This is a genomic window from Anaeromicropila populeti (assembly GCF_900112775.1).
GTDB classification, from domain to species: domain Bacteria; phylum Bacillota; class Clostridia; order Lachnospirales; family Lachnospiraceae; genus Anaeromicropila_A; species Anaeromicropila_A populeti.
In genome coordinates this window covers 26234-39635 of the sequence record NZ_FOYZ01000013.1, presented here as the reverse complement: position 1 = coordinate 39635, position 13402 = coordinate 26234, and the positions used below count along the sequence as shown (strand labels likewise).

Genomic DNA, 13402 nt, shown 5'->3' with positions numbered 1-13402 from the left:
AAATTCACCTCTCATATTGTGCATTTACTTCGCACACAATATTTGGTTATTATGTGCGAAGTCTTTATTTTTGTAAAAACAACGAGCAAAAGGAACGGTTTACAATCATTGAGATAATAATACACGATTCTGTATTCTCATCGCTTCCTCTGGAGTAACAGTTTTATTCTTTACATGAATCAATAATTCTTTTACAATAAACTCCTTTTCTTTTCCCTTTAATCTCTGCTCTAATTGTACCACCATATTACTTTCGGAACTTTGATGTTTTACTCTGCTGCTTAAGAAAACCTCCATTTTACGTATTGTAAAATTTTTAAAAATGTCATTTACTTGAAGCTTTATTCCATAAATACTTTTTATCTGATTCATAAACCGCATTCCTGTTAAAGAGTCAAAACCGTATTTATGCAAAGGTGTATCAACATTTATTTTATCCACAGGTACTTTTGTTAAGCTTGATAACACTGTTTTTAACGTATCTTCAATAGAAGTTCCTTGTTCAAAATAGTTTTCATCAATCTGTCTTTCCTTAATTTCTGTAATAGCATCCGTTTTTTCTTGCAGCCAATATTTTTCTTTTGCAAAAGGATAGGATGGTAATGCAATTTTTTTGCAATTCTTATATGATTCCATTGCTTTTACATTGACAGCAGCACCATTTGTCCATAAAACTGCCAATTGCAGCTTTGATAAAATGCTTTCATTTTGCGTCAAAGCAGTTTCTTCTGTGCCTTCTACAACATATCCTTCAAATATGCCCGCTTGTTTTTCACCATTCATACAGGAATTTAACTTTTCAATTAAATCTTCTTTACTATTTGCAACAATTCCAATGCGTTCTTCTAGTGCTTCTCTTCCCGCCAATAATGTATACGACATATCCTTGAAATTAAATTGCTCTTCATGAGTCAAAATAAAATCTCTCATTTCTACTAATAGGGAATGTAATGCGTCTTTACTATTTGCTGAAAATGCGAAAAAGTCTGGCCAAACATCTGGTTCTGTATTACCCACTGTATTTTCATACTCTTCTACAATGATGCTGGTATTGGCTCCACCTGCACCATACGAACTGATTAATGCACGCCTTTTCTGATTTTCTTCTATCTTCCATGGCACAAACTGATCTTCCAAATAGAAAGGTGAATTATTTAAATTCATATCATCCCGAGATGATTCTGCACTTATAATAGGAACAATAGCTTTCTTTTCCATTTGGAGCAATACTTTTATAAGCTGTGACATTCCTGATGCCGCTTCTAAGTGACCAACATTTCCCTTAACTGTTCCAATTGGTATTGACTTTTTCGACACTTTCTTTGCAAATGCACGTTTTAAAGCATTTACTTCTACCATATCCCCTAGTTCTGAACCATTTGCTGCAACTTCTATATAATTAATATCTGATTCTTTAAGTCCTGCATTTTGTATTGTTTTTGTCACTAATTCTGCCTGCACAACTGGATTTGGAACAGCAAAACCATTTGTTCTTCCTCCGTGATTCGATAATGTACTTTTTATTACTCCATAAATATGATCGTTATCTTTTATTGCTTCACTAAGTGGCTTTAACAGGACAGCACCAACACCTTCTCCCGGCACATAGCCATCCCCTTTTCCAAGACTCATACTTCTATCATAGCTTCCAATCATTTTAGTTTGACTTAATCCAACATATTTCATTTGTGTAAGATTGAGGTTAACTCCACCAGCGATTGCTGTTTTACATTCACCCCTCTTAATACTTTCACAAGCTAAATGGACTGCTGTGAGGGAAGAGGAACAAGCTGTGTCAATGGCATAACTAGGACCTTGAAAATCAAATAAGTAAGAGACCCTATTTGCAATTTCCCAATAGGATGTGCAAGAAAGTAAGTTTTCCATTTCCGTTCCTTTTGCAATCCATGGATAATGCTTATACATAACACCTACAAAAACCCCTACGTCTGTTCCAAGCTCACTTCTAGTACTTCCTGCATTCTCTAATGTTTTCCAAACTTCCTGAACAAATAGTCTTTCCTGGGGATCCATTAATTCAGCTTCTGCTGGTGCTATGTGAAAAAACATTGGATCAAACTCATCAACTCCTGTTATGAATCCTCCCCACTTACTATAGCTTTTACCAACATCTTCTTTATTAGCAGAAAATAGTTTGTCTCCATTCCATCGGGATTCAGGAATTTCAGAAATACAATTAATTCCTTCTCTTAACTTCTCCCAAAACTCGCTTATGTTGTCTGCCATCGGAAACTTTCCACTCATACCAATAATAGCAATATCTTGCCTATTAACTAATTCGATATTTTGGGGTTCCACCTTTACAGTCTGGCTGATAGATAAAACTTTTTCATCTACTTGCCTTACATCCTTATTTAATTCCTTGTTTTCTTCATTTAAATGACCTGACATCTTAAAATAATTGATAAGCAAATCATTTTGTTCTTCATTTAAGTAATTGGCAAGTTCCTCAATATTTTGATATTCAAAAAATATGGTATTGGATACTTTTCCTAGAATTGGTTCTAGTTTACTTCCTAATTTTATCAGCATTACAGAATCAATTCCATATCGGTCAAACGCAAGTTTTTCTCGAATTTTATCAATTGGTATTTCGCTTACCTCTGCTATCGCTTCCTTTAAAAAATCAATAGTCAGTGTTTTTAAATGATCATATTTGAATGTGTCTTTTGTTTCTTCTAAATCAATTACTGTTTCACTCACTACACCTGGATTTGATTCCTTAATTTGAAAAAGCTTTTTCATTTTTATTTTATCTCCAGCCAAAACCATAAACTGTGGACATTCTAAGGTTCTCTCTAAATATTTTATACCATCTACATCTGACATGCTTTCAAATCCAGTTGTTTGTTTCATTCTGTCTTCCATCAATTTATCAATCTTCATTCCACCATGACGCCAGAGTGGCCAATTGACTGAACACGTTTTTCCAAAACGCTTTCCCTTTTCCTGCATTTGGTTTCTCAGAAAAACAAATGCATCCATAAAATGATTTGCATAGGCATAATCACTTTGCCCAGAATTTCCCAACACTCCTGTAATTGACGAAAACATTGTAAAAAAGTCTAATTTATAATCCTTTGTCATTTCATCCAAATAGATTGTTCCTTGAATTTTAGGTGCAAAAACTTCTTCCATTTGTTTTTTGGTCTTTCTTAAGAGATAACTATCCTTAACAGTACCAGCTAAATGCAGCACACCATTTAAATTACCAAAAGAGTTTTCTATTTCTTTGTGCAGTAGTTGCATTTCTTCCTTATCAGTAATATCTACGGTGCTATATGTGCAGGTTCCTCCCAGTGCATTGAGTTCTTGAAGCTGCTGCTCTATTTTGGCATTCTTCTGGCTTCGTCCTACCATCATTACATTTGCCTGATATTTCTGTAGAAGATATTTTGTTAATAAAATACCAATTCCACCCATTCCTCCACTTATCAGATAAATTCCATTCTCTCTGAAGGCTGGTTTCTTGGAATCCTGTAAAAATTCAAACTCCCTAAGCTTCTTTACCTTTCGGTTTCCACTATATCTTATTTCAACAAATGAATTGTAGTCTGGCATCTTTAATTCTTTTGCACACTGCACAGCTGCCTTTTCTAATTCTACTTCGATTGTTCTTCCGGAATAGTGTTCAAACTCAAGCATGACAGACTTTAAAAATCCACTCATTGCTTTATGATACGCATAATTTATAGAATCCGTTTTTACATATAAATATATAAATTCCATTTTATTTTTTCCAAACACTTTTGCTGCGGCTTTTACCAGCTCCATTAAATCAAAAACTACCTGCTCCGCTCTGCAATCGGCTTTTATGGATTTTGCGTATACTATTTTAGTTGGAATATATTCTGTTTCCTTTAGTTTTTGAAAAGCTGGGTAATACTCATTTTCTCTTATAAAGGTGATATCCTTCATTCCTAATTCATTTTTTAACTCGCTTTCAAATGCAGGATTTTCTGAGAAAACAACGATTCTATTCCTTACACCGCTATTGATGGCCGGCTGCTGTTCCTCTTCCCACCACTCTTCCTGGCACAACAAAATATTATCTCTTTTTGTATTGCTTTTTCTTTTCACAAATTTATGAATTTTTACATGGACCATTCCGTCTTCTGTTATCAAAAATATTTGATATTCTTTATTTTTATAACTATTTCCCTGCTGCGTAATGCTTTTTGCATAGACATAAGCAGCCTGTGGAATTTCATCTGTCCACTGGATGTTTTCAATTGCATACGGTAAGTAAATATCTTCTGCTTCCATATTTACACTATCAACCATTGTGCTCTGAAGCATCCCGTCCAAAACAGATGGATTCAGAACAAATCCCTTTTGCTTCTTATCAGCAGATAGTTCAATGAATACTTCATCTGTTCCAATATAGGCATTTTGTATTGTTTGATATGAGCTGCCATACTCAAATCCAAAATCCGTAAATCTTTTATAGCAGCTGCTCTTATCAATCATGTCCTGACAACGCTCTTTTATTTCGTCCACTGAAACTATTTCCGGCAACAATTTTTCAAATGACAGTAAGCCTTTGCAATGTAAAGCTTCCCCTGCATTAGTCTTACTTTCAATTTTAAATGAGATTTTTTCTGTTCCGCTTTGTATGCTGAATGATACAAAAACTTCTACTTCTGGCTCTGTAAATATAATTGGCTGAACCCAAGTAATTTCTTCTAATCCACTTACCTTCTTACTAAAGCCTTTTAGAGCCGCAAATCTAGCAAGTTCTAAATACACAACACCAGGCAGGATTATATTTCCCTCTATAACATGATCTTTAATATAATCTGCATTTTTGAACAATTTAATTTTATACTTGATTTCCTGTTCCGTTGACTGTCCTTCATATACAAATTCATCTTCACATTTATGATCTTGTATTTTCTGTACAAGCTCCTGGTTATCCGAAACCCAATATCGGTTCTTCTGAAATGGGTATTTCGGAAAACTTACTTTTTTATAATCTGTCTGGGCAAAAACAGCATTCCAGTTAATTGAATCTCCACTTACCCATGCCTGACAGATGGATTTCAAGTCTCTATTACCATAATCCATTCCACCAGTATTTTTTCCGTATCCTGCTTCATTATACTCTGAACAATAACAGCCTTCTGTTCTTCTTCCACCTAAATAATCATTTAACTTACTTATTAGTTCATTTCTATCTGACGCAACAACTGCCAACCTTGTCTCCATTTCTTCTCTTGCAAAGACAGAGGTATATGCAATATCTTTTAATTCATACGCAGTACCCTGCAAATAAAGCAGAACCTTATTTACATATGTCTGTAACCTTTCTGAATCTTTTGCTGAAAGGACAAAAGGATATGGTGCTTCATCTGGTTCAGACTGTCTTTTCACGTTTTGAGTATACTCCTCAAAAATAATATGAGCATTTACACCGCCTGCACCAAAAGAACTAATGCCAGCTCTTCTAGGAATTCTCATACCATTTTTGTCCGTCACAGACTCCCATTCTTCATTTTCAAGTGGCAAATAAAATGGGGTGTTACCTAAATCCACATAAGGATTCAACGTATTCAAATTTAGATTGGCCGGAATGACTTTATGCTGCATAGCTAAAATAATTTTTAAAACACCAGCTATGCCTGCCGCAGATTCCAAATGCCCCACATTAGTTTTAACTGCACCTAATACACACTTATCTAGCCTTACAGTACTTTCTAAGCTTTTCGTATCTTCATAAACCATTTTTAATCCATTTATTTCAATTGGATCTCCCAAAGCAGTGCCTGTCCCATGCAGTTCAATATAGTTAACTGTATGAAAGTCGATTCCGCTGCGCCTCAATGCCATTTTTATTACTTCTGCCTGTGCATTAGGATTTGGAGCTGTTAATGATTTTGAATGACCTCCGTGGTTTACAGCACTTCCTCTTATTGTAGCATAAATATGATCCCGATCCTCAATTGCTTTGCTAAGAGGCTTTAACAATAATGCACCTACTCCTTCTCCTCTTACAAACCCATCAGCACTTTTATCAAATGTTTTACACTTGCCATCTGAGCTTAACATATTTGCATTACCATAACTAATATAGAGACTTGGTGTTAAAATAACATTTATTCCTCCGGCTATCGCCATGTCACACATACCATTTCTAATGTCTTCTACTGCCCTGTGAATTGCAACTAAGGAGCTGGAACATAACGTATCAACTGGCTCACTAGGTCCTGTAAAATTGAAAAAGTGTGATATTTTATTTACAATTAAGGGATGATTATTTCCTGTCATTGTTAACGCATCTGTTTTATACTTATGTACAATATCAGAATAGTCTAAATTGGATACCCCCAGATATACTCCAGTCCTGCTTCCATAAACATCTTTCTTTGTATAACCTGCATCCTCCAATAATTCCCACACTGTCTCATAAAAAATTCTTTGCTGTGGATCCATAAGCCTTGCTTCCTTTGGGGTAATATTAAAAAATCCTGCATCAAATTTGTCAACTTGTTTCATGAATCCGCCCCATCGGCTATTTGTTTTATTCTCTTCTTTTATGGCATCCCCATAGTACTCCCGCCAATTGAATCGATTTTCTGGAATTTCTGAAATTAAGCTTTCATTGCTCATAAGATTTTTCCAAAATTCCTCACAGTCATCAGACATTGGCATACGTCCTGACATGCCCACAATAGCAATCGGTTCTTGCTGCTTACTCAGAGCCGCCCCTGCATCTGTTTCCTGCTGTTCTATATACTCCTTTTCTATATACTCCTGTTCTATATACTCCTGTTCAAAATCACATGTTATTTCACCATACTTTTCATTCATGTACTTTACAATTTTTCTTAACGTTAATGGTTCAATTTCAAAAAATGATGCTGGCGTCAGATCACAGTTAAACTTCGCATTAATCTTATTGGAAAATTCAGTAAGCAGCATGGAATCCATGTTATAATATTCAAGTTCTTTTTCTACATCAATGTCCTGCTTCTCTATGCCTAAAATGTTAGATACAATATTCAGCAATTCGTCTTCTATATAGCTTTCACTATCTGCCACTTGTTTTTCTTTACTTGAAATGCTGTTGGCTGTTGTCTCACGTACCGCTTCATATTTTTCATATTTCTTATCCGCTCCACTCATCGACCGCACCATATATTTTTTAATTTCAAGTAGTACTTTACCTGACATATTATAGATTGTAATGTCAACCTCTTTTTGATTATCGCTGGTTCTATTCTGCACTAATCTGGCATGTGCAAAGCACCTTTGTGGCAGAGAGTCATATATCGTTATCTCCTCAATTGCAAATGGAACATATGGATTTGTTGGGTTACTATTTTTATTTAATAAATATCCTGCTGTTTGAAGACTTCCTTCAAGAATTACTGGGTGCAAAACATATTTATTAAACTCTGCAAATAACTCTCCTTCTGCCTGCAATAGTCCAATTGCTTCATCCTCGTTAAAGTAGATCGTTTCAATTGGTTTAAAGGTATTCCCATATTGAAAACCACATCTCTCAAACAAATCATAAAACTCTTTTTTTCTCAGGTTATCACCATATTGATGAATTTCTTCATCATAATGCAGTCTTTCCTTGTTCGTACCAAAGACTTCTCCATATACAATCTTACCTTGTGCATGAATTCCTTCTTCTGCTGTGGCAATTTCAAATAAAGTAGATTGTTCTTTCTTTTTCAACTCAATCTGTACATTTCTATAAGCCGTACTTACCTGAATTGGTTTAGACCATACGATTTTGCTGATTTTTACAACTTTACTCTCCGTTTTGTCACATTCTCCTGCCTGCCTTGCCATTTCAATATAAACAACTCCTGGCAATAAACATTTTCCATTTACAATATGATCTCTGAGATAAAATTCTTTGCTTACTAACGTCTTTTTATATATTGAATTTGGACTATCTGCAAGCTTTTGCTCAACGAAAGCCTTATCTCCTATTTTTTCTAGTGAACCTTTACAATTCAGTCTGTTATCTGCCCAGCATCTTTTTTTCTCAAATGGATACGTTGGAAGTGAAACCTTCTGTTTTGGTTTTTGTTTCTTAAGAGTTTCCTGTTCCTTTATATCTTCTCCTGATACCCAATTATATGCCAGCTGGTTTAATATATCTGTGTTGCTTCTTTGTTCTTTTATAGAAATATTTTCTTTACAGTACAATTTATCAGAATTATAATTCTTGTCTATGTATTGTTCCAAACACTGTAGAAGTTCATCGTAATTTTCTGCAATCACAGCCAGACGTTCTTCCATTGGAGTTCTTCCCTTTCGGAGAGTCTCTGCCAGTTCTGATAAAGGCGGAAGTTGTGATAAATGGGTTTCTATGTTCTCACAAACTTTTTTGTCTGCTTTTATTCCTGCCATATTCCTGAAAATCTTATTGATACTATGATTGCTGTTTATTATTTCTATTGATAGATTCTTATTAAATTTTTTATTTACCCCATCTATCAACTGCATCCATTGTAAAGGTGACAATGCGTATTCCGTCATTGGTAATTCTCTGTCAATATCTGATTTTAATGTTCCAGATACATCACTGATAAACGAAATAATATACTCAATAATATCATTACGGTCATCTAAGATAGCTTCATCCTGCGTAACAGCCTTTCCGCTGGTTTCTATCCAATTTCCTGCTCTCTTTCTAATATAACTAGAGAAGGAGTTTGCATACGCCGTTAACCTCTCACGATTTTTTGCAGACAGCACAATCAACTCAGATGATTCCTTTTCACATTTCATTTGCTCTTCTCTATATTCTTCTAATAAAATATGAGCATTAACGCCACTAAAACCAAAAGCACTTACTCCTGCACAATATGGCAGTTCATTTCCTTCTGGGTCTATTAATCTTTCCCACTTCTTTGGCTCTTTTACAATGTAAAACGGTGTATCTTCCAAATTAATATAAGGATTTAATTCGTTAAAATGCTGTATTCCTGGCAGCATACCATATTTCATGCAAAGAATCAGTTTTAATATTCCTGCAATTCCAGCTGCTGTTTCAAGATGTCCAATCTGCGTCTTTAATGCACCTAGCCCACAAAATTTATTTGTCGGAAGTGAAAGATTTTTCTTCTGATACATTTTTGTAAATGCATTTTTTAAAGAAGTAATTTCAATTGGATCTCCTAGTATGGTACCTGTTCCATGGGTTTCAATATAACTGATTGTTCCAGGATCAATGTTGCCTCTTTCCATTGCATCTAAAATGGCCATTTCCTGCTGTGCTGGATTTGGTGCTGTCATAGAATTTGAAAAACCTCCATGACTAACTCCAGTTCCCTTAATGACGGCATAAATGTGATCCTTATCTTCTACTGCCTGACTATATTTTTTTAAAAGTACAAGCCCAGCACCTTCTCCACGAACGGTTCCATTTGCATCCTTGTCAAATGTTCGGCATTTCCCATCTCTGCTTAGAATGCCAAGACTGTCAAAGGATACATACATGGACGGATTCAGCATAATATGTACACCACCTGCAAGAGCCATATCACACCGTCCATTTTGTATTGCTTCAGCTGCATGAATAAGTGCTATTAATGAACTGGCACAAGCAGTATCTACGGGTTCGCTTGGACCATGAAAATCAAATAAATAGGAAATTCTGCCTGTTAATATATTATGTGCATTTCCTGTTAATATTTGAGATCGGCTGGCATTCTCCATACTTATTCCAATATCATTGTAATCGTGATCGGCTACACCAATATAGACTCCCGTCTTACTTCCAGCCAATTCTTTTGGATCATAACCAGCATCCTCAATCACACTCCACGCCAGCTCAAGACAAAGCCTTTGTTGTGGATCCATAAGTTTAGCCTCTCTAGGAGATATTCCAAAAAACTCTGGATCAAACTTATCAACATCCTTTATAAATCCTCCCCAAATGACATTTGTCTTATCATCATCATCTGGCTTGTTTTTATAATAATCCTTCCAGTTCCAGCGTTCTTCTGGAATAGTTGTTACTAAATTTTGATTCTGTCCTATTTTTTCCCAAAACTCATCTAAATCCGATGATTGCGGAAATACACCGCTAATGCCAATTATGGCAATTGGCTCATTATCTTTTACAAGATGATTTTCTTTTACAGGATGATCTTCTTTTACGTGATAATCTTCTTTCAGTGAAACAGTTCGTTTATTTTCCATAGGCTTACAGATATGATAGAACCTATTTGCATAATTATTCGTAAAATATCTTGCTAATGCTATTACAGAAGGATGTTCAAAAAATACTGTCGGATATAATTCCACACCTATTTCACTTTGAATTTCCTGACATAAAGAAATTATTTTTATGGAATCACATCCAAGAGACATAATATTTTTACTTATATCCTTCACGCCTAATGGTTTCCCAGTTAGATTTTCTATCTTTTTCTTTACATATTCTGTAATTTCATCTTCCTGCTGCCCATTACAAGTATTATTTTCTAATATTTCAGGTGTTCCATCGTTTTCCTGTCTTTCCTCATCTGCTGTAAATACTTTTTTGCAAACAACACCTTTCATTTCGATAGCAATTCTTCCTGACTCATCCATTACTTCAATATTGCCTTCCCATAGTTCAGCACTTTCTTGTATTTGTTTAATATGACAATAACAAGTTTCTCCGGTCTTTCCACAAAAATATAGTTCTTTTATGAGAAATGGAATATATTTATCATAGTCGTTTTCTTTTTTTAGTGCCAGTCTGCATAAAATAGCACCATCTAAAAGTGCAGGATGAATTAGATATTCATGTTTATCCTGTTTCATTGTATTCGAAAGACTAAGCTTTCCCCATACTTCATTTTCTTCTACTAAAACAGCATCAATGCACTGTAAATCCGGACTATATACATTAGGCTTTAACTGATATAATTTTGTTCCTGCATGTATCAACCCGTTAGTGAAATCAGGAATTTTGTGTTGAGGAACATTATACTCAAAATCATCTATTTTTTCAGCTCTCGAAACAATTTTTTTATGATTTCCAATACTGGCAATGCACTCTATTGTGTTAGTGTCTGAAACATCCACATATATTTCAGCAAGATCCTCTTTTCCTAATGAAGCTGTTTCTAAAAACATCATTTTATGAATTTTTATCACTTCTTCATTTTGATTAGTTTGCAGGTAATTATTAAGAATGCTAACGTATGTCATACCCATAATGGTATATTCTCCAAAAGAACAATGTCCCAAAATGTAAGGTTCATCACCTTTAAAACTTACATTATATCTCTGTTTATTACCTGTAATCCAGTGTCTGGTATGATGGAAGCAATATGTTGGCAAAGGTATTTTTTGAACAGAGTCTTCTGTTTGGTACAATTTTTCCCAATCAACTCTACCACCCTTTACCCACTCCATGGCAATTCTCTGCATGGACAAATCAGCTAAATCAATTTTGACAGCGCTGTTTTCTTCTTCAACATCTCCTTGATAAATTTCAGCCTGCTTTCCTAATACAATTTCACTAAGCTTATTTTTTAAATCCACATAGCTTGAAATTACAAAAGCAATACGGGTTTTCATTTCTTCTCTGCAAGTTTGTAATGTATACGCAATATCTCTGTAGGAAAGATAAATACCTTCTTCCTCTTGTTTTTGTAAAAATCGTTCCAATGACTTCACATAATTTTTCAGACTCCATTCACTTTGTGCTGATAAAGTTATGACTGCGTCTTTTCTTTCCTGCTCTTTTTTAGAATAAGCTGCTTTTTCAAATTCATCTATAATTAAATTTGCATTAGAACCTCCGGCTCCATTAGAATTAATACACGCTCTTCTCTTTCCTGAATTATTTTCAACTTTCAAATAATTTTTCACATCCCATTCTGATAATTCTTTCTGAACATAGAACCTGCTATTTTCAAACGGAATAAATGGACTAATTGGCTCACAATGAATAGATGGAACCAGCTTTTTATATTTCATTTGCAACAAGACTTTTGTTAATGCTGCTATTCCAGATGCAGCTTCAATGTGACCAATATTTGACTTGACTGTTCCAATAGGACAGTTCTGTTTTTTCATATCGCCTTCACCAAGCGCTCTGTTTAATGCACTTACTTCAATTGGATCTCCTAACACAGTTCCCGTTGCATGTGCTTCCACATAGTTAATGGTTGCTGGATCAATTTGTTGCTGCATCAGTGAATATCTTATTGCATTTGCCTGTTCTGTAATACTTGGTGTTGTAAAATTACTTGATGCACCATTACTGTTTACACTACTTCCTTTTATAACAGCATAGATATGATCGTGATCCTTCACAGCCTGTTCTAATGGCTTTAACAGCACCGTCCCAACACCTTCTCCTTCAACAAATCCATCTGCATTAGCATTAAAAGACTGTGTTTTTCCTGTTCGCGATAAACTATTTAAGTTTGCTAATCGAACATGCTGTCTTGGTGTAAGTATTAAATTAATTCCACCTGCTACTGCCTGTTCACATTCCCCTGATTGAATACTTTTGCAAGCATAATGAATTGCTGTCATTGAAGAGGAACATGCTGTGTCAACAGCAATGCTTGGTCCGTTGAAATTGAAATGATAGGATATGCGGTTGGATAGCATCCAGTGTGCCGACTGGGCATTGGTTGCAACTCCACTTTCCCATGCCTTTGCCGCCAGTTGTCCATATCCTCCATACATTGTTCCAATAAATACTCCAACCTTAACACCTGCATCAGCCAGCCTCTTTCCAGGATATCCAGCATCTTCCAATGTACTCCATGTTGATTCTAATAATAATCGCTCCTGTGGGTCCATTTCATCTGCCTGCTCATTTGTAATCTCAAAGAATTCTGCATCAAATCCATCGATGTCACGAAGAAATCCTCCCCATTTACTATAGCTTCTGCCTTGTTTACTATTTGTTTCATCAAAATAATCTACCCATTTCCAACGTTCTTCTGGAATAATGCTGACACAATCCTTTCCATTTCTCAAATTATCCCAAAACTCATAAATATCCTCTGCCATTGGGTATTTTCCAGAAACACCAATAATAGCAATGTCCATGCTGCTGATACTCTTATCCCTGGCAGAAACTTGTTCTGCCAAATTTACATCTTCCTTCTTTTTCGGTAACAATTTTTTCTCCACATGGAATAATTTTTGTAGTTCATTTTCATAGCTGTCTGTCAAATAAGCTGCAATTTTATCAATCGTATTATATTCAAATAGCACTGTTGATGCCAGTTTAGGGAAAATAGCACTCCACTTTTTATGTATTTCGATTACAAGCAGCGAATCCACTCCCATTTTTTCAACATTGCTCTCTGGCGTGATTTTTTTCATATCAGTTTTAAGGAGTGCTGAAAATTCTTCTTTCAGCCACTGAATGGTTTTATCATACAATTGTTCTGTGTGG

At 35.2% G+C, this 13402-nt stretch carries 1 protein-coding gene (only partly in view); it reads right to left on the bottom strand.

From position 1 onward, the window contains the following. Positions 1–105: 105 nt before the first annotated feature. Positions 106–13402 carry the 3' portion of a non-ribosomal peptide synthetase gene (locus tag BM305_RS15010; RefSeq protein WP_092562545.1) on the bottom strand. The gene runs 8501 nt beyond the window's last position, so the window shows 13297 of its 21798 coding nt (coding positions 8502–21798); its start codon lies off the right edge, out of view — the gene reads right to left on this strand; its stop codon occupies positions 106–108.